General features: G+C 67.6%; 21 protein-coding genes. 9 read left to right on the top strand and 12 right to left on the bottom strand.

Annotation, left to right across the window (positions count from 1 at the left end):
- Nucleotides 1-64 precede the first annotated feature (64 nt).
- From ASE02_RS09825 to ASE02_RS09810, 4 genes are all read right to left on the bottom strand, one after another.
- Entirely contained in the window at nt 65-2656 is a 2592-nt protein-coding gene (locus tag ASE02_RS09825; protein WP_235536666.1) for a M14 family metallopeptidase, read from the bottom strand.
- Nucleotides 2657-3056: 400 nt separating this feature from the next.
- Complete coding sequence (locus ASE02_RS09820; protein ID WP_056733661.1) at nt 3057-4547, bottom strand: amidohydrolase; 1491 nt, start codon at nt 4545-4547, stop codon at nt 3057-3059.
- A gap of 72 nt (nt 4548-4619) precedes the next feature.
- Nucleotides 4620-5642 carry a FecR domain-containing protein gene (locus tag ASE02_RS09815; RefSeq protein ID WP_056733659.1) on the bottom strand — a complete coding sequence of 341 codons (1023 nt, stop codon included), beginning with the start codon at nt 5640-5642 and terminating at the stop codon, nt 4620-4622.
- Entirely contained in the window at nt 5605-6168 is a 564-nt protein-coding gene (locus tag ASE02_RS09810) for an RNA polymerase sigma factor (RefSeq protein WP_056733657.1), read from the bottom strand. Before ASE02_RS09810 ends, ASE02_RS09815 begins: the two co-directional genes overlap by 38 nt.
- Before the next feature lie 284 nt (nt 6169-6452).
- On the opposite strand from ASE02_RS09810, the gene ASE02_RS09805 reads away from it, so the two are divergent.
- From ASE02_RS09805 to ASE02_RS09790, 4 genes are all read left to right on the top strand, one after another.
- Complete coding sequence (locus ASE02_RS09805) at nt 6453-8912, top strand: TonB-dependent receptor (protein ID WP_056733656.1); 2460 nt, start codon at nt 6453-6455, stop codon at nt 8910-8912.
- A 154-nt stretch (nt 8913-9066) separates the two neighbouring features.
- Nucleotides 9067-10140: a recombinase RecA gene (gene recA / locus ASE02_RS09800; RefSeq protein ID WP_056733654.1), complete on the top strand. Its 1074-nt coding sequence runs from the start codon at nt 9067-9069 to the stop codon at nt 10138-10140.
- 248 nt (nt 10141-10388) lie between these two features.
- Nucleotides 10389-13028 carry an alanine--tRNA ligase gene (alaS, locus tag ASE02_RS09795; RefSeq protein WP_056733652.1) on the top strand — a complete coding sequence of 880 codons (2640 nt, stop codon included), beginning with the start codon at nt 10389-10391 and terminating at the stop codon, nt 13026-13028.
- Nucleotides 13029-13318: 290 nt separating this feature from the next.
- Nucleotides 13319-13957: a PEPxxWA-CTERM sorting domain-containing protein gene (locus ASE02_RS09790; protein WP_056733650.1), complete on the top strand. Its 639-nt coding sequence runs from the start codon at nt 13319-13321 to the stop codon at nt 13955-13957.
- 80 nt (nt 13958-14037) lie between these two features.
- Here ASE02_RS09790 and ASE02_RS09785 read toward each other — a convergent pair whose 3' ends face one another.
- The 5 genes from ASE02_RS09785 to bla all read right to left on the bottom strand — a co-directional run bounded on the left by ASE02_RS09785 (nt 14038) and on the right by bla (nt 18084).
- Nucleotides 14038-14415, bottom strand: a complete 378-nt coding sequence (locus ASE02_RS09785; protein ID WP_056733647.1) for a VOC family protein — start codon at nt 14413-14415, stop codon at nt 14038-14040.
- Between the two features lie 63 nt (nt 14416-14478).
- On the bottom strand, nt 14479-15201 hold the full coding sequence (locus ASE02_RS09780; protein WP_056733645.1) for a ribonuclease T2: 723 nt from the start codon (nt 15199-15201) through the stop codon (nt 14479-14481).
- Nucleotides 15198-15755 carry a DUF2939 domain-containing protein gene (locus ASE02_RS09775; RefSeq protein WP_056733643.1) on the bottom strand — a complete coding sequence of 186 codons (558 nt, stop codon included), beginning with the start codon at nt 15753-15755 and terminating at the stop codon, nt 15198-15200. The genes ASE02_RS09780 and ASE02_RS09775 overlap by 4 nt, the downstream gene beginning before the upstream one ends.
- 4 nt (nt 15756-15759) lie before the next feature.
- Complete coding sequence (locus ASE02_RS09770; protein ID WP_056733641.1) at nt 15760-16980, bottom strand: NADP-dependent isocitrate dehydrogenase; 1221 nt, start codon at nt 16978-16980, stop codon at nt 15760-15762.
- Nucleotides 16981-17067: 87 nt separating this feature from the next.
- Nucleotides 17068-18084, bottom strand: a complete 1017-nt coding sequence (gene bla, locus ASE02_RS09765; protein WP_056733638.1) for a class A beta-lactamase — start codon at nt 18082-18084, stop codon at nt 17068-17070.
- 62 nt (nt 18085-18146) lie between these two features.
- Between bla and ASE02_RS09760 the strand changes: the two genes are divergently transcribed.
- Together ASE02_RS09760 and ASE02_RS09755 are read left to right on the top strand one after the other, a co-directional pair.
- Nucleotides 18147-18920, top strand: a complete 774-nt coding sequence (locus ASE02_RS09760) for an RNA methyltransferase (RefSeq protein WP_056733636.1) — start codon at nt 18147-18149, stop codon at nt 18918-18920.
- 4 nt (nt 18921-18924) lie between these two features.
- Nucleotides 18925-19998, top strand: coding sequence for a nitronate monooxygenase family protein (locus ASE02_RS09755; protein ID WP_056733634.1), 1074 nt, complete (start codon nt 18925-18927; stop codon nt 19996-19998).
- Here the strand turns inward: ASE02_RS09755 and ASE02_RS09750 are convergent, their stop codons facing one another.
- Nucleotides 19999-20472 (bottom strand): hypothetical protein, encoded by a 474-nt coding sequence (locus tag ASE02_RS09750; RefSeq protein ID WP_056733631.1) that lies wholly within the window; start codon nt 20470-20472, stop codon nt 19999-20001.
- Nucleotides 20473-20617: 145 nt separating this feature from the next.
- Here ASE02_RS09750 and ASE02_RS09745 point away from each other — a divergent pair, with 145 nt between their 5' ends.
- From ASE02_RS09745 to ASE02_RS09735, 3 genes are all read left to right on the top strand, one after another.
- A complete protein-coding gene (locus ASE02_RS09745) occupies nt 20618-20965 on the top strand; it encodes a hypothetical protein (protein WP_056733630.1) in 348 nt (115 codons plus the stop codon).
- 185 nt (nt 20966-21150) lie between these two features.
- On the top strand, nt 21151-21768 hold the full coding sequence (gene rpsD / locus ASE02_RS09740; protein ID WP_056733628.1) for a 30S ribosomal protein S4: 618 nt from the start codon (nt 21151-21153) through the stop codon (nt 21766-21768).
- Between the two features lie 88 nt (nt 21769-21856).
- Nucleotides 21857-22234, top strand: a complete 378-nt coding sequence (locus tag ASE02_RS09735; protein ID WP_156405998.1) for a hypothetical protein — start codon at nt 21857-21859, stop codon at nt 22232-22234.
- Here ASE02_RS09735 and ASE02_RS09730 read toward each other — a convergent pair.
- On the bottom strand, nt 22231-22950 hold the full coding sequence (locus ASE02_RS09730) for an N-acyl homoserine lactonase family protein (RefSeq protein WP_056733624.1): 720 nt from the start codon (nt 22948-22950) through the stop codon (nt 22231-22233). The genes ASE02_RS09735 and ASE02_RS09730 overlap by 4 nt on opposite strands.
- A 22-nt stretch (nt 22951-22972) precedes the next feature.
- The gene (locus tag ASE02_RS09725) at nt 22973-23392 is read right to left on the bottom strand and encodes a thioesterase family protein (protein WP_056733621.1); all 420 of its coding nucleotides are present in this window, start codon (nt 23390-23392) and stop codon (nt 22973-22975) included.
- Nucleotides 23393-23532 lie beyond the last annotated feature (140 nt).

Raw genomic sequence — 23532 nt, 5'->3', positions numbered from 1 at the left:
CGCAGGCATGAAAAAGGGCGCCGGGACGAGAAGTCCCGGCGCCCTTGATCGTTTTTAGAAGCGACTACCGGCTGGCGGCGATCGCCGGTCCGTAGAGCAGGCCGTTGAACAGGAACTTGAAGGTTCCGTACGACTGGGCGCGCTGGGTCACTTCTGGACCCATCACGAACAGCTTGCCCTTGCCCAGGTCGATGTCGAGCACGGCGGTCGAGCCCTTCAGCTTCTCCTGGCCGACGGCCCAGCCGCTGCGCAGCGGGGTCTCGGTGTCGAACCACGAGACCTTGGCCACGCCGGTCGCCGCGGCCTTCAGGTTGAAGGTCGGGCTGCGGTCGAAGAACACGTCCACGTCCTGCGGCAGGCCATAGGCCAGCGGCTGGCGGTTATCGACCTTGGCGCGCAGCACCGAGCCGGGAATGTAGAATTCCTTGGTCGTGAGCGCGGTCAGCTTGTCGCCGTCCTTCTTGGCGACGGCGACCTCGACCGGGGCGCCCAGGGCGGTGGCGAGGCGGCCCGACGAGCCGACGGCGATCAGGGTGCCGCCGTCCTTGGCGAAGGCCGCCAGCTGCGGCAGGGTCTTGGCGTCGGTCACCGTACCCAGCCACGGATGGAACTCGGCGGGGATGTCCTCGGCCTTGGGCTGCGGGAAGCTGCGGCCGCCGCGGAACGGACCACCGGCGGGGGCCGGGAAGGTGCCGTCGGCGAACACCAGGACGTCGTAGTCCTTGGCCAGGTTCCCGGCGTCGAGGCGCTGCGGATAGACCACCTCGAAGGGCGCCTCGAACTGTTCGAACAGCCAGCGGTTCCAACCCGAGGGCATCGAGCCGCCATAGACGTCGACCAGGCCGATGCGGACCGGTTTCAGGGGCAGGGACTCGCCGGCCGGCTTGGCGCCGACGGCGTAGGCGTCGATGCCCAGATCCTTGACGCTGGCGGTCACGATCGCCTGGGCCTGGGCCGAGGCCGGAACCCAGATGGCGCCGGGACCAAAGGCCTGCTTGCCGGCCTTGGAGCCTTCCTTCAGCCAGAACACCGGCGCGCCGGCCTTCAGCAGGCGGTTGGTGAGGGTGAAGCTCTTGTTGGTCTCATGGCTGATCAGCCAACCGGCCTTGCCCGAACCCTTCACTGAGCCCGAGGTCACGGCGATCACGTCCGGCACGCGCTCGAACGGGCCGTCGAAGCCCTCGAGGATGCGGTCGAACTTGATCCCCATCTGGTAGGCCAGGGTGTAGCCGGTGATGTCGTAGGGCGACTTCGGCGGACCGCCCGGATATTCCACGTCGTGCGGGTGGTCTTGCGGCTCGAACATGTCGAGCACGTGCGGGCGATAGGCCTGGGCGGTCTTCACCACATAGGAGCCGGCCGGATAGGTCTTGGTCCCGACCTTGAACGGCTTGGTCGCCTTGTCCACGTCGACGCCGGTCTTGATCAGCGCGTTCAGGAAGGTGACCACCGTAGGCATGTCGGCCTGGTCGGCGGGGATCACATAGCCGCGCGGGTCGCGGGTTTCAGGCGACTGCAGGACCGACTTGTAGAGGGTCGGGTCGACCGCGCCGCGGCCGATCATGGCGGCCAGCACCGGATCTTCGACAGGCGCCTTGGCGGTTTTGGCCGCTTCCTTCAGGGCGTCGATCTTGGTCGGCGTGATGGTCCAGGAATCCTTCTGGCCCTTGTCGATGCTGTTCGCGCCCATCTTGTAGATGTTGAACAGCAGCCGCTCGCGGTTGCGGGCGGCGTAGTCGATGACCGCACGGTTCAGGCTGTATTGATACTCGACCGTCTGGTTCAGGTGCCAGGTCTGCGGGGCGGCCGGCATCGGCCGGTCGTTGCTGGCCAGCTGTACGTCGGGCACCAGGGCCAGCGGCATCGGCGTCGGGTTGCCGGTGATCTCGGTCAGCAGGCCCACGGCGTTGTGGAAGTAGGCGACCGAGCGTTCCATCCCGTTGTGCCAGGTGGAGTAGGGGGCCGCGCTACGCGCGCCCGAACCCGGCTTGTCCTCGGCGACCAGGCGGCTGTGCATGGCCATGCCGACTTCCTGCAGGGTCGTCATGACCAGCGGGTCGTAGTTGAAGTTGAAGGGGTCGCGGAACGGCGGCACGAACACCACCATGCCGGCCGGGGCGGGCTGGTGCTGGTTGTAGATGATCTGCGGATACCACTCGCGGAACAGCATCTTGTTCACGTTGGTGGTTTCGGACATGTGCGACATGAAGCTGTCGCGGTTGTTGTCGTGGCCGACGTACTTTTGATAGAGCCGCGGGATCGTGTTGACGTCGCGCTTCTTCACGTCGGCGTCGCGCATGTACCAGTCCGAGACCAGCTCCATGCCGTCCGGATTGTCGTGGCCGTAGAGGACGATCACGTCGTCCAGGTGACGCAGGGTCTCCGGGTCGTTCTGGCTGAGCAGGCGGTAGAGGACCTGGATCTGGCCTTGCGAGGTGACGACCTCGGTGGCGTGCATGCCCGCGTCGATCCAGACGATGGCCTTGCCCTCGGCGGCCAGCTTGGCGGCCTCTTCCTTGGTCAGGCCCTCGGCCTTGGCCAAGCGCTTGGCGATCGACTTGTAGTGATCGAGCTTGGCGAGGTTGGCGGGGGAGGAGACGATCGCCACCCACTGGGTGCGGCCTTCCTCGGACTTGCCGATGTCGACCAGCTTCATGCGGTCGGACTGGCTCNTTTCAGATACGCTTCATAGGCGGTGTAGTCGGCCAGGAAGTAGTCGCTGCCGGGGTTCTGGGCGAAGGCTTCGCCGGGCGGCGTGATGGTCGCGGCGTTCGCGCCGCCCCCCATGATCATGACCAACGCCATGGCGGCGCCGGTCATGGCGTATTTCCGCGTCATCATTTGTCCCCCGTCCTCTCAAACCTAATGGGCGAGCCCTCCAAACGGACTCGTCTTGGTATCAAGACGCAGCGGCGAGGGCGTTCCACACTGTAGGTTGTCGACGAATTTTGGGGGAGCTGCGGATACCGGAGGCTTGAAACCGGGCGTCCGGGGTCGCCCGCAGTCGGGTGGAGCCTGGCCTGGGGGGACCAGGTTCCACCCTGCTGGGCTAACGCTTACTCAGCGCCGCCAGCCTTGCGGTAGTCGAGCGGCGGCTTGCGGTCGCCGACCATGGCCTTGTACTGGAAGTCCGCGCCTTGGCGTTCCTTCAGCTCAGCCTTGGCCTTGGCGATCAGGTCGGGGTTGGAGAACAGCTCCGCGCCGGTGATCGACAGGGTCTTGGCGGCGAGCGCCGCGCCCTTGAGGCCGATGCTCATGCCGCCGGCCGCGACGTTCTGCCAGCTGTGGCCGGCCGAACCCGGCACGAAGGTCGCCGTCGAAAGGCCGACCGTGGGCGTGACCCAGCTGATGTCGGCCACGTCGGTGGAGCCGCCGCCGGCGTCACCGGAGGTGTCGGCGTTCTTGTAGGTCTGGATCTTGCCGACCGAGCTCAGGTCGCCGCCGCCGTTCGGCAGGGACTTGGCCAGTTCCTGGGCGAACTTGGTCTCTTCCGGCGTCCAGGTGATGCCGCCGACGCTGTTCAGCGAGTCGTACATGACCTTGCCCAGCACGTCGTTGGGCAGCAGGTTGTAGACGCCGCCGGTCTGTTCGAACTCGACCTTGGTGTTGGTGGCCATGGCCGCGCCGTCGGCGGCCTTCTTCACGCGGCCCATGACGTCGACGACGATCTTCGGGTCGGCGTTGCGCACGTAGTAATAGACCTCGGCGAAGTCCGGCACGACGTTCGGGGCCTTGCCGCCGTTGGTGACGACGTAGTGGATGCGCGTGCGGTCCGGAATGTGTTCACGCAGGTAGTTGGTCGAGACGTTCATGATCTCGACGCCGTCGAGGGCCGAGCGGCCGGCCCACGGCGCGCCCGAGGCGTGGCTGGATTGGCCGTAGAAGCGGAACTTGCCGCTGATGTTGGCCATCGAGGTGCCCTGGTTGGCCGAGTTCGTGTTGCCCGGGTGCCAATGCAGGGTGACGTCGACGTCGTCGAACAGGCCGTCGCGGACCATGTAGACCTTGCCCGAGCCGCCTTCTTCGGCCGGGGTGCCGTACAGGCGGATCTCGCCCTGCACCTTGTTCTGGATCATCCAGGACTTCAGCGCGACGGCGCCGGCGACCGAGGCCGCGCCGAACAGGTTGTGACCGCAGCCGTGACCGGCGTCGTGGCCGGCGATGGGTTGCTTGGTGGGGACGGCGGCTTGGCTCAGGCCGGGCAGGGCGTCGAACTCGGCCAGGATCGCGATGACCGGGCCCGAGCCGTTCTTGAAGCTGGCGACGAAGCCCGTGGGCTCGCCCGCCACGCCGGCCTTGATGGTGAAGCCGGCGGCCTTCAGCTGGTCCTGGAGGACCGCGGTGCTCTTGGTTTCGAGATAGCCGAGTTCGGCGTAGTTCCAGATCTTGAGCGCCGCGTCGTTCATCTTCGGCGTATAGGCGTCGACCGCGCCGATCAGCTGGCTGCGGTCGGCGGGCGTCAGCGGCGCCGCCAGGGTCGGGCCGGCTGCAAGCCAGGCCGAGGCGCAAAGCGCGCTGGTCGCCAGCGCCTTGTAGATCGTCTTCATGAAAGTCCCTCCAGGCCACCGGCGCGAACGGCGCCGGCCGTCGTCTTCAAGACGCAGCCGGAGGGGATATCCTCACCCCGCGGAGAGAGGAAATAGGTCGATCGTCGCAGGCGCCGTCTGGCTGGAGCGCGCCATGCCGTAGGCCTCCAGGGTGGCCACGAAGCCGGCCACGTCGCCGGTCTTGAAGCGGCCGCTGAGCGGGGTCGCCGCCAGGGCCGGATCGGTGATCCGCACCTTCTGGTCGGAGTAGCGGTTCATCTCCTGGACGATCGAGGCCAGGGGGCGATTTTCGAAGACCAGGCTGCCGTCGCGCCAGCTGGTCAGGTCGGCGACATTGCGCGCCTCGACGCTCCAGGCCTCGTCGCCGCGTTGCTGCAGGTGATGGCCGGGCGTCAGGTCGACGCTGGCGTCGTCGGCCGCGACCCTGATCTTGCCTTCGACCAGGCTGACCGACCATTGGCTGGGGTCGACGCGGACGTCGAAGGCGGTGCCCAGCGCCGTGACCGTGCGGCCGGCCGCGGTCACCACGAAGGGCCGTTCGGGGTTCTTGGCGACCTGGAAGAAGGCCTCGCCCCGGACCACGGTGAGGGCGCGCTGGCGGCCCCAGCTGGTGAGGCGTACCTCGGTGTCGGTGTTGAGCGTCACCTGGGAGCCGTCCTCCAGGGTGACGGTGTTCTGGCCGCCGACCAGCGTGCGATAAACCGCCAGGTCCTGGGCGACCGCCGCGACGCTCGCCGGTTGATCGGCCTGTCCCGCCTGCCGCCACGAATTCAGGCCCAGCAGGCCTCCGCCCAGCACCGCGGCCACGGCGAGCCCGGCGGCCCAGCGCAGGGGCGGGCCGCGACGCGTGGCGGCGAGGTCGGCGCTCAGCGCCCGCCGGGCGGCGAGGACGGCCGGATCGTCCTTCAGGGCGTCCAGGCGCGTCCAGGCGCCGCTGACCAGGGCCCAGTCGTCGTGATGATGGGGATCGGCCGCCAGCCAGGTCTCGAAGGCCCGGCGCAGCTCCGCGTCGTGCGGGTGGCGCTCAAGCTGAACGAACCACGCCGCGGCGTCCGGGCTACCGGAAGATCCGTGCTGTGGTCGGTTGTCGTTCATCGAATTCCTGCAGCCGGATCGAAATGATCCGGAGAGCCTTGGTGACATGTTTCTCGACGGCGCTGACGGAGATGCCAAGTTGCGCCGCGGTAGCTTTGTAGCTCATGCCCTCGAACCGGACGAGCATGAAAGCCGAGCGGGTTCGCGGCGACAGCTGGGCCAGGGCCTCGAGGGCCACGGCGGCCTCCTGCTTGGCCTGGAGGATGCGGTCGGGCGAGAGCTCGTCGAGGGGGTGGTGGGCTTCTTCCAGTTCGCAGTGCGCGCCGCGCCGCCGGACGGTGTCGCGGCGGCGGCGATCGAGCAGGACGTTGGTCGCGGTCTGGAAGATGAAGCTGGAGAGGTTCGTGACCTCGCCGCCGTTTCGGCGATTGTGGAGTCGGAGGAGCACTTCCTGAATCAGGTCGTCGATCTCGTGTCCGTCGGCCCTGCGGCGAAAGAACGCGCGCAAGGCGTGCTGATACGGGATCGACGCATGCGCAAGCCCTTCCGGCTTGCCTCCGGCCCTGGTCGTGTCCGCCCACGCCATCTAAATTTCCTGAACACCCCGAATTGTCTTATTGGCGTCATGGTTGTTGATGGGGGCGCCCAGGTCAATGACGTTTGGGAAGGGTCGGCGGGTTGAAACACCCGTGCTGGATTTTCAGGCATGCATCGACCCTTCGCCAACGGCATGCACCTTGACCGGGGCAAAGCGTCTGTGTGCGACGTGACGGGGCTGGCGCCGGGCGCCCAGTCCATGGAAGACCACGGAGACGGTACGGAGCCTTGCGCCCCTTGAGTGTCTTGCGGTTTGGGTTGGTTGCGGCGTGCATGTGCTGCGCGGTTCTGGCGAGCGTTCCGGCGCACGCGGCTGAGCGACGCCCGCTGTTCGCAATTCCCGCGGGCCTGCCGCTCGACAAGGCGCTCACCGCGTTCTCCGCCCAGAGCGACCGCGACATTTTGTTCCCCCCCGGCGTGGTCTCCGGCCTGCGCGGCCGCAGCGTTTCGGGGCGCATGGACTCAGGTCAGGCGCTGAGCGAGCTGCTGAAAGGGTCGGGGCTGACCTGGCGCGACTTCCAGGGCCGGTTCCTGATCGAGCGCGCGCCGGCGGCGGTCGCCATCGATGTGGCGGCCGATGTCGAGGGGGTGGTCGTCACCGCCCTGCGTCGCCCGACGCTGGAACAACTCACCCCGATGTCGGTGCGCGCGCTGTCGGGCGAAGAGCTGCGCCGCGCCGGGGTGACGAACTTCCGTGACGTCGCCGCGCTCATGCCCGGCCTCACCCAGACCAGCACCGGCACCGGCCGCAACCGTCTCAGCCTGCGCGGCGTCTACGGTTCCGGCGAGGCGACCACGGCGCTCTATTACGACGACATTCCGGTCACCGGCCCCAGCGGCACCACCGCCGATCCCGGCGGCTCGTTCCCGGAATTCCTGCTGGTCGACGTTCAGCAGGTGGAGCTGCTGCGCGGGCCGCAGGGCACCCTTTATGGCTCCAGCGCCATGGGCGGCGCCTTCAAGATCATGTTCAATCGCCCCGACCTGTCACGGCGGGGCGGGATGGTGGAGGGCGAGGCCTCCACCAACGCCGGGGATCTGGGCGGCGCCCAGACCTTGGTGGTCAATCAGCCGCTGATCGCCGACCGGCTTGGCCTGCGGCTGGCGGCCTATCATCGCGACGAGCCGGCCTTCACCGACAACGCCCGCCTGGGGCTGTCGCGGATCAACGGCAGTTCGGCCAGCGGCCTGCGCCTCGGAGTCGGCGCGGAGCCCACCGAGAATTTGCAGCTCAACCTGACGATCGCCCATCAGGACGCGACAGACGACGACGCCAGCGCAAGCTCGCTCGGCGCGCCGTCCCACGTCTCGGAGAACTATGTCCGCACGCCGTTCCGAAGCCGGATGACGCTTTATGACGGCTCGCTGAACTGGCGCGTCTCGAGCGTCCAGCTGACCGCGACGGCGGCCTCCTATCAGTGGGATAGCACCCGCAGGATCGACTACACCGCCGTCCTGCTGTCGGAGCGGCGCAGTCTCGACGGATGCAAACGCTACCTGGGACTGCCGATGGAGGGGGCCTGCACGCCGGGCGAGCTGGACTCCTATTCGGCCTATGTCGACAGCCGTTCGCCCGGCCTGCTGAACCAGCCGATCGAGCTGAGGGCGCAGGTGCAGGAGTTGCGCCTGCGCTCCGCCGGCCTTGGCTTCGTCGCCTGGACCGCGGGGCTGTTTCACGAGGTGCGCAACGATACGATCGACAGCCAGGTCGTGGTCGGCGACGCCGTGAGCGGCCTGCCCTCGCCCTCGGCGGGGTTCACCGGCCGACGCATCGTCGACAGCCGACTGCGCCAGCGTGCGGTGTTTGGCGAGATCACCCTGGGCGCCGACCGCGACAGTACGTTGGTCTTTGGGGCGCGCCATTTCTCGTACGACAAGCAGACCGAGGGGAGGGCGCTGGTCGTCAACGTCATCTCCAACACCTCCGAGGCCAACTTCTTCGCCACCACGCAGGAGGCCGGGTGGAGCCTGAAGTTCGTGGCGAGCCATCGCTTCAGCCGTTCGATCATGGGCTACGCCCAGGCCGCCCAAGGGTTCCGGCCGGGCGGCATCAACACCGTTCCGGGGCTGCCGCCGGAACTGGCCGCCTATGACGCCGACAGCCTTTGGAACTATGAGGCGGGGCTGAAGACCGCCTGGCTCGACAGCCGGCTGGTGCTCAACGCCACGGTCTACCGGATCGACTGGCGCGACATGCAGTACAGCGCCAACAGCACCAACGGCGCCTTCGCCTTCATCACCAACCTCGGCCAGGCCCGGGTGTTCGGGTTGGAGGCCGAGACCGTCTACACCGCCAGCCCCGCCTGGAAGGGCGGACTGAACCTGTCGCTGACCGACGCGGTGCTGACCAAGGATCAGGCGACCAACTATGCGATCGGACTAGGCAGCGCGGGGGACCGGATCCCGGTCGTGCCCCGAGCGGCCGCCAGCGGCTGGGTCGAGTACCGCCGTCCCCTGGCCGCGAACCTCGATTTCCTGGCCCGTGGCGACGCCTCCTATGTCGGGATCTCGCACAGCGCCTTCGACACCGGGACCGCGGCCGACGTCAAATTGGGCGGCCTGCTGCTGCTGAACGCGCGCGCTTCGGTGCAGACCGCGTCCTGGACGTTGGGGGCCTTCGTGGACAACATCCTCGACGGCGACCGCCCGACCTTCGCCACCGCGGCCCGCCAGCCCCAGGTGTTCGCGCCGCGCCCCCGCCGCTTCGGAATGTCGGCCGTCTACGCCTTCTGAAGGCTGCGTCAGAATCGGTCGTGGCGGCGCTTTCGGCAAAAAAGAACATCTTGCGAACATAGAACAAACTGCGTACGCCTTTGTTCAGACGGCCGGCGGCTCTTTCGAGAGTCGAACTGTCGGGTTGGAATCATGAAACAAGGAGCGCCTTGCAATGAGTCAGTCGGCGTTGAAACTCGTGGGACGAGAAGAAGGTGACAAGGCGCGGGCGCTGGAAGCGGCGCTCGCCCAGATCGATCGGGCCTTTGGTAAGGGCTCGGTGATGAAGCTTGGCTCGAAGAGCAAGATCGAGGTTGAGGCGGTTTCGACCGGCTCCCTCGGCCTTGACATCGCGCTGGGCATCGGCGGCCTGCCCAAGGGACGGGTCGTGGAGATCTACGGGCCGGAAAGCTCGGGTAAGACCACGCTCGCCCTACATGTGGTGGCCGAGGTTCAGAAGAACGGCGGCACCGCGGCCTTCGTGGACGCCGAGCATGCGCTCGACCCGTCCTACGCCCGTAAGCTGGGCGTGAACCTGGACGACCTGCTGGTCTCGCAGCCGGACACCGGCGAACAGGCCCTGGAGATCACCGACACCCTGGTGCGTTCCGGCGCTGTCGACGTGATCGTCATCGACTCGGTGGCGGCGCTGACGCCGCGGGCCGAAATCGAAGGCGAGATGGGCGACAGCCTGCCGGGCCTGCAGGCCCGTCTGATGAGCCAGGCGCTGCGCAAGCTGACCGCCTCGATCTCCAAGTCCGGCACCCTGGTCATCTTCATCAACCAGATTCGGATGAAGATCGGCGTGATGTACGGCAGCCCGGAAACCACCACGGGCGGCAATGCGCTGAAGTTTTACGCCTCGGTCCGTCTGGACATCCGCCGGACCGGTTCGGTGAAGATCCGCGACGAAATCGTCGGCAACAACGTCCGCGTGAAGGTCGTGAAGAACAAGGTCGCCCCGCCGTTCCGGGAGGTCGAGTTCGACATCATGTACGGCGAAGGCATCTCCAAGCTGGGCGAGATCATCGACCTCGGCGTGAAGGCCGGCGTTGTCGAAAAGTCTGGTTCCTGGTTCTCCTGGAACTCGACCCGGATCGGTCAAGGGCGTGATAACGCTCGGGAATTCCTCAAGAACAATCCTGACATCGCGGCCCAGATCGAAAAGCAGGTCCGCGGCGCCAAGGAAGTCATCGAGGAAGAGCTGCTGGTCGGCCCGACCGCCGAAGAAGAGAGCGACGCCGAATAGGGATCGCGTCGCGGATGATCGCCACGGCCTTCGGAGGCCGGACGCGCCCAACCCGACGTTCGGACCCGCCTTTGAAGGCCGGGACCCCCGCGCGATCGTTCCGCAACGCGTGAGGACGCTTGGACGCAGCCCGTCCAAGCGTCCTTTTCCTTTGCGGGCGCTGACAAAATTCGTAAACGGTCGCGCGCGGGGCGGCGCAGATTGCGCGACCCCATATCCACTTTTTCCGTTTCAGCGTCCGATGAGCCATGCAGAGCCTCAACGAAATCCGCAGCGCCTTCCTGGGCTACTTCGAGAAGAATGATCACCTGATCATTCCGTCGGCCCCGCTCGTTCCGCAGAACGATCCGACCCTGCTGTTCGTCAACGCAGGCATGGTGCCGTTCAAGAACTACTTCACCGGCGCCGAGACGCCGCCCGCGCCGCGTGCGGCCTCGTCGCAGAAGTCCGTGCGCGCCGGCGGCAAGCACAACGACCTCGACAATGTCGGCTACACCGCGCGCCACCACACCTTCTTCGAGATGCTGGGGAACTTCTCCTTCGGCGACTACTTCAAGGCCGGGGCGATCGAGTACGCCTGGAACCTGCTGACCAAGGAATTCAAGATCCCGGCTGAGAAGCTGTGCGTCACCGTCTATCACACCGACGATGAAGCGGCCGAGCTGTGGAAGAAGATCGCCGGCCTCCCGGACGAGAAGATCATCCGCATCGCGACCAACGATAACTTCTGGTCGATGGGCGACACCGGCCCCTGCGGGCCCTGCTCGGAAATCTTCTACGACCACGGTTCGCACATTCCTGGCGGCCCTCCCGGCAGCCCGGACGAGGACGGCGACCGGTTCGTGGAGATCTGGAACCTGGTCTTCATGCAGTTCGAGCAGTTCGCCGACGGCACGCGCCGCGACCTGCCCAAGCCGCAGATCGACACCGGCATGGGCCTGGAGCGCATCGCCGCCGTCCTGCAAGGCGTCCACGACAACTATGACATCGACCTGTTCCGCACGCTGATCGCGGCGTCGAAGGAACTGGTCGCCGGCGGCTCCAATGGTCCCTCGCACCGGGTGATCGCCGACCACCTGCGCTCCACCAGCTTCCTGATCGCCGACGGCGTCTCGCCCTCGAACGAAGGCCGCGGCTATGTCCTGCGCCGGATCATGCGCCGCGCCATGCGCCACGCCCACCTGCTGGGCGCCGAAGAGCCGTTGATGCACCGCCTGGCCCCCGTGCTGGTGGCCGAGATGGGCGGCGCCTATCCGGAGCTGAAGCGCGCCGAGCCAGTGATCGTCGAGACCCTGCGCCAGGAGGAAGAACGCTTCCGCCGTACGCTCGGCCGCGGCATGACGCTGCTGGACGAGGCGACCGCCAACATGAACGCCGGCGACATGCTGTCTGGCGAAACCGCCTTCAAGCTCTACGACACCTACGGCTTCCCGCTCGACCTGACCCAGGACGCGGTGCGCGCCAAGGGCATCTCGGTCGATCTGTCGGGTTTCGAGGACGCCATGAAGCGCCAGAAGGACCAGGCTCGTGAGGCCTGGACCGGCTCGGGCCAATCGGCGCAGGGCGCGGAATGGTTCGCCATCCGCGAGCGCCTGGGCGCGACCCAGTTCCTCGGCTACGACACCACCGAAGCCACCGGCAAGCTGCTGGCCCTGGTGTCCGGCGGCGCTGAGATCACGGGCGCCAAGGCCGGCGAGACCGTGCTGGCGGTGTTCGACCGCACGCCCTTCTACGCCGAGAGCGGCGGCCAGGCGGGTGATGTCGGCGAAATCGAATGGACCGGCGGCAAGGCCAAGGTGCTCGACACCCAAAAGCAGGCCGGCGACCTGTTCGTCCACGAGATCGAGATCCTGACCGGCGAACTGGCCGTCGGCGCCGAGGCCCGCCTCGCCGTCGATCCCGACCTGCGCACCACCACGCGCGCCAACCACTCGGCCGCTCACCTGCTGCACGCGGCTCTACGCCACGTGCTCGGCCCGCACGTCTCGCAGAAGGGCCAGATGGTCGACGGCGAGCGCATGCGGTTCGACTTCAGCCATGGCGGCCCGCTAACGGCGGTGGAGGTCGAAAAGATCGAAGCCGAGGTCAATGCGGTCATCCGCCAGAACCTGCCCGCCAACACCCAGGAAATGGCGCCTGACAAGGCGATCGAGGCCGGGGCCGTGGCGCTGTTCGGCGAGAAGTACGGCGACACCGTCCGCGTGCTCGCGCTCGGCAAGTCGCTGGACGGCGAAGGCGACTATTCGGTCGAATTGTGCGGCGGCACCCACGTGGCCCGCACCGGCGATATCGCGCTGTTCAAGATCGTCTCTGAAGGCGGCGTCGCCGCCGGCGTGCGGCGTATCGAGGCCCTGACCGGCGAAGCAGCGCGGCGTTGGCTGATCGAACAGGCCGGCGTGGCCAAGGCGCTCGCCGACCAGTTCAAGGTCCCAGTGATCGAGGTCGCCGCGCGCGTCGAGGCCCTGGAAGCCCAGCGTCGCAAGCTCGAGAAGGAGCTGGGCGAAGCCAAGCGCCAGCTCGCCATGGGCGGCGGTGGCGGCGGCGCGCCTGCCGGGCCTGAAGAGATCGGCGGGGTGCAGGTCATCGCGCGGGTCATGGACGGCGTCGGCGGCAAGGACTTGCGTCCGATTGTCGAGGAGTTCCGCAAGCAGCTCCCCGACGGCGTGATCGCCCTGATCGGTTCGGCCGAGGGCAAGGCGGCGGTGGCGGTCGCGGTGACCGGCTCGGCTGCGGGCAAGTTCAGCGCCGTTGAACTGGCGAAGGCCGCGGTGCTGGCCATGGGCGGGCAGGGCGCCGGCGGGCGTCCCGACTTCGCCCAGGGCGGCGCGCCGGACGGCGCCTTGGCGGCTGAAGGCATGGCGGCGGTCAAGGCCGCGCTGGCCGGCTAAGGCCCGCTCCATCGGTGAGATATGAGCAGCGGCGCGAAGGTTTCCTTCGCGCCGTTTTTCGTCCCGTGATTCGCCGAAATGTGCCGGATGGCCGCGCCTTTTCGCGTCAGATTTCGACGCTGGAATGCACGTTCACCGCGTTTTCGGGCCGCATTCTGACGGGCCTCGGCGAACTTGAAATATGAGTACCCGTGTGAGGCGAGTGAGCTTGTCGGGTTCGCGGTTAAGCCTTAGTTCACCATCCTAGGTAGCGCCGCAAGGCGCGGGTTTTGATGCTGGGATAGCTTATCATGTTCAAATTTATCGCTGCGGCAGGCGCCGCGCTCGCACTGACCGCCGTGGCCGCTCCGGCCAGCGCCGCCGTTGATTTCTCGGGCAACTACGCCGTCACGCAGCTCAACAGCAACAGCCCCGGCCTGAACGTGTCGGTGAGCCCGAACCCGGGCGCTCTCGACTTCAGCCTCGATGCGCCGCCGTCGTTTTTGAACAATGTCCAGTTGTTCAAGATCTGGACCACCGAAACTTCGGTGAACCCCGATGACTACAACGGCAGCACGATCACGGTGAACTTCAACTTCACGGCGCCCGCCGCCGGCAGCGGCCAGATCGGTGGCGTCACCCAGGGTGAAACGTCGCTGTTCGGCTTCTTCCAGAATGGCGTCGTGCGTTGGTCCGGCGACGACACCATCGACTTCGGCTCGTATGGCGTGCTGAACATCCATCTGGACGACGCGGTCTTCAACGAAGGCGGCTGGTGGAGCCTGAACGACGGCAAGCGGTACGGTGAATTCATCACCGCCGACTTCAGCCTGACGCCCGCCGCGATCTCGGCCGTGCCGGAACCGGCCACCTGGGCGATGATGATCACGGGCTTCGGCCTGGCTGGCACGGCGATCCGTCGCCGCCGTTCGATCTTCGTGGCCGCCTAAGTCACGATCTAGACAGCTACGGAAAAGGCCGGGGGAAACCCCGGCCTTTTTTGTTGTCCGCAGGTGATCGCCGGGGCCGTTCAGCCCTTGGTGAAGACCGCGATCTTGTTGCCGGTCGGGTCGCGCATATAGGCGCCGTAGAAGCTGGTGGAGTCCGCCGGCCGGGGACCCGGTCCGCCTTCGTCGATCCCGCCCTGGGCCAGCGCCGCCGTGTGCGCCGCCGCCACCGCGTCCTTCGAAGGGGCCAGGAAGGCGATCATCACCCCGTTGCCGCCGCGCGCGGCCTGGCCGTCGAACGGCGGACAGACAAAGGTGTTGGCGTCCTGCCCCTTGGGGCCGTACCCGGCCCAGCCGCCGTCGAAGAACTGGCGCTCATAGCCGATGGCGCCCAGGACCGCGTCGTAGAAGGGCATGGCCTTCTCAACATCCAGCGCGCCGATTGTGACATAGCCGATCATGTCGTTGTCTCCCTCCAAATCCGTCGCGAAACCTATCGCTGGAATTCGAACGAAACAAGAACATTAAGGCCTGATGGGCTGGATTCTGATCCGCACATGGTCCGGCGCGCCGACACCCCCGGTGCAGGCGGCGGGTCTGAAGCGCAGGTCGTAACAGACCCGGATCTCTTGCAGGCGGTTGCCGTCGCCGACCTTCACGAACAGGGCGTTGCGCTTCAACTGAGGATTGCGGGCGGCAAAGGCGCTGCGGACGTCGCCGACGGTGATCGCGGCGCCCACCGGAAAGACCAGGGGCGGAGCGTTGATCCCCCGCCACAGCTCCGCGGCCTTGGCGAAGTAGGGCTCGGGCGCGTTCCAGCCGCAGCTGCCGTGGGCCGCCCACTCATGCTGCAGCAATTCGGGCGAGGGCGTCATACAGAGGTTGGCCCGGACGGTGGCGGGGCTCAACGCCGGGGCGGGGCCGCAATAGCGCGGGTGGGTCTTGCCGCCCCCGTTCGGCCAGAGCCCGTGGACCACGAAGCCAAACCGGTTGTCGCGGCACTGGATGGGGGCGTCGGCGGCGTTGGCGTGGCTTCGGCACCACTCCGGCGACCAGGTGAGCGACAGCATGTACGAGGCGATGGGCACGCCGCGCGAGACCTCGCGCGCCGGCGGCGGGACGGCCCGCGCGGGCCGGACGTCTCGAGGGATCGCGCAGCTTGGCCCGGTCGCGGCCAGGGCATGACCCGAGATCATGGAGCAGAGCGCGGCGGTCAGGCCGGCGAGCGCCCGGCGCCGACCGTTCATCGGCTATCGGGCAGGCGGATCTGCACCAGTTTCCAGGTGAACAGGTCGCGGCGCTCGAAGGTGAAGATCACCGCGCCCGCGCCGGCCTTCGCGCCCTTCGGGGAAACCGCGAACCGCGCGCGGTTGGGGCCCCAGTAGCGCAGGCGGGGGAGAGCGCTCCTATCGGCGTCCGGCGGAGCCTTGCCAGGGCCATAGCCGCGCGTCAGGTCATAGAGGCCGGAGGCGCTGAGATAGGGCTCCACGGCCGGCGGCGTGGGGATCACCGGCTCGATCGCCCGGCGCACGGCGCCGATGGGATCGGTCCAGATGTCGGGCGGGGCCGGCGCGCTCACCGGGGCGGCGGCCACCTGCGGGCGCAGGCCCTGGCGGACGGCCGGATAGTCGACGAGCTGGGCCAGGGCGTTGCCGTCGCCGTCGCGGGCCGCGGCCTTCACGGCCCGAAAAGCAAAAAACGGCGCGGTCACGAAGACCAGCGCCGTTCCCACGATCGCGATAACGATCAGTCGGAAGATCGCGCGCGTCAGGCTCCAGTGAGCTGGCGCGCGCGGTTCCATATGCTTAGGCCGACTTGGCCAGAGCCGCGTCGAGGTTGGCCGCGACCTTGTCGATGAAGCCTTCGGTCGTCAGCCAGCCCTGGGTGTCGCCGACCAGCAGCGCCAGGTCCTTGGTCATCGAGCCGCTTTCGACGGTGTCGACGCAGACCTTTTCCAGGGTCTCGGCGAAGTGCGTCAGCTCGGGGTTGCCGTCGAGCTTGGCGCGGTGCTTCAGGCCCTGGGTCCAGGCGAAGATCGAGGCGATCGAGTTGGTGGAGGTCGATTCGCCGCGCTGATGCTGGCGGAAGTGGCGGGTCACGGTGCCGTGGGCGGCTTCCGATTCCATGATCTTGCCGTCCGGGGTGATCAGGACGGAGGTCATCAGGCCGAGCGAGCCGAAGCCCTGGGCCACCTGGTCGGACTGCACGTCGCCGTCGTAGTTCTTGCACGCCCAGACGAAGCCGCCGGACCACTTGAGCGCCGAGGCGACCATGTCGTCGATCAGACGGTGTTCGTAGACGATCCCAGCTTCCTTGAACTTTTCGACGTAACCGGCGGCGAAGACCTCGGCGAAGATATCCTTGAAGCGGCCGTCATAGGCCTTGAGGATCGTGTTCTTGGTCGAGAGATAGACCGGGTACTTCCGCTGCAGGCCGTAGTTCAGGCAGGCGTGGGCGAACTCGCGGATCGAGTCGTCCAGGTTGTACATGCCCATGGCGATGCCGGCGCCGGGGAACTCGAACACTTCATGCTCGATGGTGTCGCCGTTCTCGCCTTCCCACTTGATGGTCAGGCGGCCCTTGCCGGGCACCAGGAAGTCGGTGGCCTTGTACTGGTCGCCGAAGGCGTGACGGCCGACGATGATCGGCTGGGTCCAGCCGGGGATCAGGCGCGGGACGTTCTTGCAGATGATCGGTTCGCGGAAGACCACGCCGCCGAGGATGTTGCGGATGGTGCCGTTCGGCGACTTCCACATCTTCTTCAGGCCGAACTCTTCGACCCGGGCTTCGTCGGGGGTGATGGTCGCGCACTTCACGCCCACGCCGTGGCGCTTGATCGCCTCGGCCGCGTCGATGGTGACCTTGTCGTCGGTGGCGTCGCGGTGCTCGATCCCGAGGTCGTAGTAATCCAGATCGATGTCCAGATGCGGGAAGATCAGCTTGTCCTTGATCCACTTCCAGATGATGCGGGTCATTTCGTCGCCGTCGATGTCGACGACAGGATTGGCGACTTTGATCTTGGCCATGAGGGCAGGGCGCTCCGGGGGCGTAACGAAGAGGGTTGAGGGCCGTATACTAGGCCAACGCCGTGACGCAAAGGGGAGGTCAGCGGCTTATCTGACCCCACGGGTGATCGCGCGCGCCACATCGGCGTGGATCGCCTCTCGCCCGGCCTCGTCCAGCGTCGCTCCCTTGAGGAACGAGGCCACCGCGTAACGCCGTCCATCGGGCAGGGTGACGACGCCGATGTCGTTGGTTGCTGAGTTCACACCCTGATCGGTGCGGCCCGCCCCGGTTTTGTGGGCGAACACCGATCCGGCCGGAAAGCCGGCCTTCAGCCGCTGCGCGCCCGTCGGGGTCTCGGTCATGATCTTCATCAGCAGGGCCTTGGAGGTCGGCGACAGGATCGGCTCCTCGTCCAGCGTATAGAAGAAGGTGAGCACGCCGCGCGGCGTGGCCGTGTCGCGCTCGTCGGCCAGATAGGCGATCATCGCCGCGCGCCGCCGGGCGGGCGGGACCTGCGCGATCGCCGCGGCGAAGGCCGGGCCGCCCTTCCAGGCGATGCGGAACGATTCCAGTCCCGCGCTGTCGGGCTGAAGCTCGCGCTCGTAGCGGTCGATTCGGATTTCGTTGACGTGATCGTCGTCCAGCCAGGCGGTCACCGCGCCCGGCCCGCCGATCAGCTTCATCAGCACGTCGGCGGCGGTGTTGTCGGATTCACCGGTCGCCGCGACCAGCAGTTCGCGCACCGTATAGTCGCTTCGCGCCGGCCAGGCGTCGGCGATCGGGCTGTGGGGCGGGGAGATGTCGTTCTCGGTCAGGGTGATCGGCTGTTCCAGGTCCAGGCGCCCGGCGTCCACCTCGGCCAGGACCGCGGCCCCCAGCGGCGCCTTGAAGACGCTCTGCATGGGAAAGCGCAGGTCGCCGTTGAACAGCCAGACCTCGCCGCTCTCCAGGTTCATCAGGCCGACGCCCAGGACGCCCGGCCGCGCCCGCTCGGCGATGGCGCCGACCTCGCGATCCAGCAGCGCCATGTCCAGCCGCGGCGTGTCCGACGCCGTCTGGCGCATGGGTTTGTCGCAGGCGGCGACAAGCAAAAGGAGGGCGGCCAGGACGACGGGAATGCGCATTGCCAGGTTCCTCGATCACGCCCGCTCTTGCATTGGCGGGCTTCCGGACTTCAAAACGCGGCATGGAAACCGCCTCTCCGCCTTGCATTATCCTGAACGTCCCGCAACTGGCCCAGAACATTGGGGCTGTGGCCCGGGTGATGGCGAACTTCGGCCTGGCCGATCTACGCCTGGTCAATCCGCGTGACGGCTGGCCGCAGGAACATGCCTGGGCGGCCGCGTCCGGCGCCGAGTGGCCGCTGAACGCCGCCCGCGTCTATGACCGGGTCGAGGACGCCATCGCCGGCCTGCACCTGGTCTATGCGACGACGGCGCGGCCGCGTGAGCTGCAGCTGCCGATCCTGACGCCGCGTGAGGCGGCGGCCAATCTCTCGCACGAGGTCGCCGAGGGCCGCTCTGTCGGCCTGCTGTTCGGCGGCGAGCGCGCCGGGCTGGAAACCGCCGACATCGCGCTGTGCCAGGCGGTGGTCACCCTACCGATCGATCCGCGCTTCCGCTCGCTGAACCTGGCCCAGGCCGTGGCGATCAACGCCTATGAGTGGCGGATGACCGTGGCGAGCGGCGCGCCGCCGATCTTCCGTGAAGGCCCGCCGCCCGCCGACGCCACGGCGATGATGGGCCTCTATGAGCACTTCGAGCGCGAGCTGGACGACGCCGGCTTCTTCCATCCGCCGGAGAAGAAGCCCTCGATGGTGCAGAACCTGCGCTCGGCGCTGGGCCGGGCGCGGTTCTCCGACCAGGAGGTGCGCACCTTCCGCGGCGTGGTGACGGCCCTGTCCAAGGGGCGTGGACGGGTGCTGGAGAAGATGGCGCGGCAGAAAGCTGAGAAGGAATAGTCCCGTGACTCTGCGCGATCAGCTTGCCGCCCTGCCGATCCCGATCCTGCAGGCGCCGATGGTCGGCGCCTCGTCCTTCGAAATGGCGGCGGCGGTCTCTAAGGCCGGTGCCATGGGCCACATCGCCGGCGGGGCCATGGCCCCCGACGCCATCGAGGCCGCCGTCGCGGCGATGCGGGCGCAGACGCCGGGCCCGTTCGGCGTGAACCTGCTGATGGCCGCGCGCGTCACGCCAGGCGCGGCGGAGGTGGACCGCGCGTTGGCGCGCCTGGCGCCCTGGTACGCCGAACTTGGCGAGCCGGTCCCCGCCCAACCCAACGAATTCGCCCCGGACTTCGAGAGCCAGCTCGCCGCCCTGGTGCGCGCCGCGCCTCCGGTCGCCTCCTTCACCTTCGGGATTCTGACGGCGGCGCAGGTCGAGGCGCTGCACGCGGCTGGAACCCTGGTGGTCGGCACCGCGACCAGCGTGGCCGAGGCGCGCGCCTGGGCGCAGGTCGGGGCTGACGGGATCTGCGCCCAGGGCTTCGAGGCCGGCGGCCATCGCGGCCATTTCCTGGCCGAGGTCGAGGCCAGCCTGGTCGGAACCATAGCCCTGACCGCCCTGATCGGTCAGGCCGTGGACCTGCCGGTCATCGCCGCGGGCGGGATCATGGACGGCCGCGGCGTGGCCGCCGCCTTGGCGCTGGGGGCCTGCGCGGTCCAGATGGGCACCGCCTTCCTGCTGGCCGATCAGGCCACTGTCAGCCAGCCTTGGCGAGGGGCGATCGAGAGCGTCGGCGACGAGCCCACCCGGCTGACGCGGGCGTTCACCGGCCGCTTCGCGCGCGGCATCGAGAACCGTTTCATGCGTGAACTACGGGCGGTCGAGGATGAAGTCCCGGCCTATCCGGTCCAGAACCGGCTGACCCAGGCGCTGCGGGCCGCGGCGACCAAGGCCGATCAGCCGGACATGATCTCGCTGTGGGCCGGGCAGGGCGTGGGACTTGCGCGGCCGGGCGAGGCCGGAGCGATGGTGCAGGCCTGGTGGCGCGAGGCCAAGGAAGCCTCGGCGGCGCTGCAGGCGCGCGTCAGCCGCTGATCACCAGTAGCCGTAGACCCGGCGGCGTTCCTCGCGCGGCATGTCCTCGGGATTGGGCACCGGGCGCATGGTGGTGATCTCCAGGCCGTCGGCGCGCCGGAAGGTGGCCAGTTCGCTCTGGGTCAGGGGCACGCGGCCCGCCTCGCAGGCCGCTTCCTGCGGCGTGGCGGTCATCCCCGCCGGCGTGAACAGCCGTCCGACATAACCATATTGGCGCAGGGCCATGCCAAGGCAGGGCCTGGCCGTGACCTTGAAGGCGAAGACCTCCCGGGCCGCAGCCTCGGCGTCGCAGGTCTCTAGGGACCGGTCGGCGGTATCCGGCAGGCGGACGCGGACTACGCCGGTGAAGCCGCTGCCCCGGAGGCCCTGGGCCATGCAGCGGTCGGCGACGTCCAGGCCTGGCGCGCTTGGCGAGGCGTCGGGCGGCGTCGCGGCGGTGAGGCTTGTCGCGACCAGGAACGCGAGGATGGACATGGCTTGGTCTCCAGCGCCGCAGTATCGGAGCTTGAGCTCGCCGCCGTAAAGCGTCCTCGCGCGCCGCTAGAAGATGGCGGCGGCGTTCTGGCGAGCGGCCGGCTTCCACGCTAGGGTGCAGGGAAGGCGAAGCTCGAGGCAGATCATGAAAAATCTCGTCCTAACAATCGCGGCCCTGGCCGCCCTGGCGCCCCCGGCCGCCGCCCAGACCGTCACCTGCCGCACTGAGGCTGGACGCGCGATCTGCCATGACGTCTATGGCAATGTGGTCACCGCCACCCGCGACGCGCTCGGCAACACCACCTGGAGCGATCAGTACGGCGAGGAGGTCAAGGTTCGTCGCGACGCGATGGGCAATACGACCACCAAGTACAGCGACGGCTCCAGCGTCTCGACCCGCCGCGATGCGATGGGCAACACCGTCGTGCGCGACGAGAAGGGCAACACGCTCCGGTGCCGGGTCGACGCCATGGGCAAGACCCGCTGCCGCTAGGACAAGCGGCTGGAAGACCCGCCGCAATTGACTCTTTGGCCCCCTGCCGTCATACACCGCCCCTTCGCGCCGCCGGGCTTGCCCTTCGGCCGCGATGTTTATGACGGGTGACTTGAAGGCCGCCGTTGAGATCGTGCTTCCACTAGCGGAGGCGCCGGCCCAGGTCGAAGTAGAAAGAATCGAATATGTCGAAGCGTCACTCGGCGAAGTACAAAATTGACCGCCGGATGGGCGAGAACATCTGGGGTCGCCCGAAGTCCCCGGTCAATCAACGCTCGTACGGCCCCGGCCAGCATGGCCAACGCCGCAAGCAAAAGGTTTCGGACTTTGGTCTGCAGCTCCGCGCTAAGCAGAAGCTGAAGGGCTACTACGGTAACCTGACCGAGAAGCAATTCGCCCGCACCTACACCGAAGCCGCGCGCCGCAAGGGCAACACTTCGGAAAACCTGATCGGCCTGCTGGAAAGCCGCCTGGACGCGGTCGTCTACCGCGCCAAGTTCGTGCCGACCGTGTTCGCCGCCCGTCAGTTCGTGAACCACGGCCACGTGCTGGTGAACGGCAACCGCGTCAACATCGCTTCCTACCGCGTGAAGGCCGGCGACATCGTCTCCGTCCGTGAGCGTTCGAAGAATATGGCGCTGGTGCTGGAAGCCCTGCAATCGGGCGAACGCGACACCCCCGACTACGTCGAAGTCGACGCCAAGGCGATGACCGCGAAGTTCATCCGCGCTCCTGAGTTCTCCGAGGTCCCGTACCCGGTGAAGATGGAGCCCAACCTGGTTATCGAATTCTACGCGTCCTAATCGGCGCACCGAACACCAGAGATTTTGCGAAGGCCTCGGAGCGATCCGGGGCCTTTTGCTTTGCGTGGTTATGTGGCCGACTGCGCCGATGAATCGACGTCTGCTGATGATCGCGGGCCTGGCCCTGCTGAGCGGCTGCGCCACGGGCGCGGGGCCAGTTCTCACCCCGGCCGAGGCCGCCCATCCCGAGTTGGAGCCGGTTTACTCCGCGGTGGCCGGGCGCGAGGCGCTGACCATCGAGGTCGCCTCCAACGGCTGCACGCAAAAGGCCGACTTCACCTTCTATGTGGAGCGTAAGGGCGCGGCGGTGACGCTGTCCTTCGCCCGCACGCGCCTGGACCAATGCCGGTCCTTCGCGATGGGCAAGACAACGCTCAGCTTCACCTGGGCCGAGCTGGGCCTGGAGCCGCGCAGCCCGGTCTTCCTGCTCAATCCGCTCAGCGCCTGGACCGGGCCGGGAAGCTAGAGCCGGCTCAGGGCGCTGGCCCGGACAGCGCTGCCCTTGGGGATGTTGTCCAGGAAGCTGTCGTCATGGCCCGGGATGATGAAGTCCCCATCGGCGCGCATCTGCACCAGGCGGCGCTTGGTCTCCAGGTACTGAACCTTGTCGAAGGCGTAGGGCTGATCGGCGTCGTCGCGGTCCAGGGACCGGCAGAAGTAGCAGGCGTCGCCGGCCAGGACGTCGGCGCCGCCCTCGCGCCAGACCCGCAGGGACTGGTGGCCGCTGGTGTGGCCGGGCGTAGCGAACACCTCCACCGAGCCGTCGCCGAACAGATCGAGGCGCTCATTGGTCCGCACGAGGTCGTGGCCGGCGTCGAGGTCTCGGAGCTCTTCGTGCTGGTGGAGGAAGATCCTGGCGTTGGGAACCAGGCTCACCCCGCCCACGTGGTCGAAATGCGAGTGGGACGCCACCACGCCCTCGATCCGCGCCGGATCGACGCCGGCGGCGACCAGCCGGGCCGCGAGGTCGTGGCCTTCCGGTAGGTCGCTATGGAAGACCTTCGATATGGTTCGCCCGTCATCGGTAAGCGCCAGGCCCGCGTCGTAGAGCATCATCCGTCCGGTCGGATGGGTGATCAGATAGGCGTAGACCGGCAGGACCAGATCGCCGGGGCCGCCCACCTCCATGGCGTTGGCGGGCGCCCGGATGGTTCCGCAGCGCAGCGGCAGGATTTCGGTCATTGAGGCCAAGCTGGTCTCCTCGCTAGATGAACCGCGCGACGATGTCGGGCGTGACGCGTTTGGGTCGGCCGGTGGCCTGGTCGATCATGCACCAGACGGTCCGCGCCTGGGCGCACATCGCGCCGTCCGGGCCGTCGATGCGGACAAACCGGTCGAAGCGCGGGCCTTCCGGAGTCTCGGCCACCCAGGTGCGGGCGCTGGCCGTCTCGCCGGGCATCAGGGCGCGGCGGTAGTCGATTTCGTGGCGCAGCACGATCCAGGCCCATTTCGCCTGGTCCTCCGTCGGCTGGCGGGCGGTCCAGTGCGAGGTGGCCATGTCCTGGATCCAGCGGACATAGACGACATTGTTCACATGGCCGTTCGCGTCGATGTCGTCTGGGGCAGGGGTGAAGGCCCGGCTGAAGACTTGGCGGCCGACTGGGGGCTCTAGGAGTTTCGTCATGTTCGCCCCTCAAAGCGGCCTATGTCTCGCGCGCCCGTACTCATGGACCAGACGGCGACCGCAATCTACGCGGGGGATCGTCCGAGCGTCACCTGTCGGAGCCGGGATACGAAACAGCCCGCTCCATGGAGCGGGCTGTT

This window comes from Phenylobacterium sp. Root700 (assembly GCF_001429025.1).
Taxonomy (GTDB): Bacteria; Pseudomonadota; Alphaproteobacteria; order Caulobacterales; family Caulobacteraceae; genus Phenylobacterium.
The sequence above is the reverse complement of the archived record's forward strand: the minus strand, read 5'-3'. Positions and strand labels throughout refer to the sequence as shown.

Excerpts from the sequence above, each read along its gene's own strand:
- ASE02_RS09825 (WP_235536666.1), bottom strand. The coding sequence starts at position 2,656 with ATGAAGCTGGTCGACATCGGCAAGTCCGAGGAAGGCCGCACCCAGTGG.
- ASE02_RS09820 (WP_056733661.1), bottom strand. The coding sequence starts at position 4,547 with ATGAAGACGATCTACAAGGCGCTGGCGACCAGCGCGCTTTGCGCCTCG.
- ASE02_RS09815 (WP_056733659.1), bottom strand. The coding sequence starts at position 5,642 with ATGAACGACAACCGACCACAGCACGGATCTTCCGGTAGCCCGGACGCC.
- ASE02_RS09810 (WP_056733657.1), bottom strand. The coding sequence starts at position 6,168 with ATGGCGTGGGCGGACACGACCAGGGCCGGAGGCAAGCCGGAAGGGCTT.
- ASE02_RS09805 (WP_056733656.1), top strand. The coding sequence starts at position 6,453 with ATGTGCTGCGCGGTTCTGGCGAGCGTTCCGGCGCACGCGGCTGAGCGA.
- recA (WP_056733654.1), top strand. The coding sequence starts at position 9,067 with ATGAGTCAGTCGGCGTTGAAACTCGTGGGACGAGAAGAAGGTGACAAG.
- alaS (WP_056733652.1), top strand. The coding sequence starts at position 10,389 with ATGCAGAGCCTCAACGAAATCCGCAGCGCCTTCCTGGGCTACTTCGAG.
- ASE02_RS09790 (WP_056733650.1), top strand. The coding sequence starts at position 13,319 with ATGTTCAAATTTATCGCTGCGGCAGGCGCCGCGCTCGCACTGACCGCC.
- ASE02_RS09785 (WP_056733647.1), bottom strand. The coding sequence starts at position 14,415 with ATGATCGGCTATGTCACAATCGGCGCGCTGGATGTTGAGAAGGCCATG.
- ASE02_RS09780 (WP_056733645.1), bottom strand. The coding sequence starts at position 15,201 with ATGAACGGTCGGCGCCGGGCGCTCGCCGGCCTGACCGCCGCGCTCTGC.
- ASE02_RS09775 (WP_056733643.1), bottom strand. The coding sequence starts at position 15,755 with ATGGAACCGCGCGCGCCAGCTCACTGGAGCCTGACGCGCGCGATCTTC.
- ASE02_RS09770 (WP_056733641.1), bottom strand. The coding sequence starts at position 16,980 with ATGGCCAAGATCAAAGTCGCCAATCCTGTCGTCGACATCGACGGCGAC.
- bla (WP_056733638.1), bottom strand. The coding sequence starts at position 18,084 with ATGCGCATTCCCGTCGTCCTGGCCGCCCTCCTTTTGCTTGTCGCCGCC.
- ASE02_RS09760 (WP_056733636.1), top strand. The coding sequence starts at position 18,147 with ATGGAAACCGCCTCTCCGCCTTGCATTATCCTGAACGTCCCGCAACTG.
- ASE02_RS09750 (WP_056733631.1), bottom strand. The coding sequence starts at position 20,472 with ATGTCCATCCTCGCGTTCCTGGTCGCGACAAGCCTCACCGCCGCGACG.
- ASE02_RS09745 (WP_056733630.1), top strand. The coding sequence starts at position 20,618 with ATGAAAAATCTCGTCCTAACAATCGCGGCCCTGGCCGCCCTGGCGCCC.
- rpsD (WP_056733628.1), top strand. The coding sequence starts at position 21,151 with ATGTCGAAGCGTCACTCGGCGAAGTACAAAATTGACCGCCGGATGGGC.
- ASE02_RS09735 (WP_156405998.1), top strand. The coding sequence starts at position 21,857 with ATGAATCGACGTCTGCTGATGATCGCGGGCCTGGCCCTGCTGAGCGGC.
- ASE02_RS09730 (WP_056733624.1), bottom strand. The coding sequence starts at position 22,950 with ATGACCGAAATCCTGCCGCTGCGCTGCGGAACCATCCGGGCGCCCGCC.
- ASE02_RS09725 (WP_056733621.1), bottom strand. The coding sequence starts at position 23,392 with ATGACGAAACTCCTAGAGCCCCCAGTCGGCCGCCAAGTCTTCAGCCGG.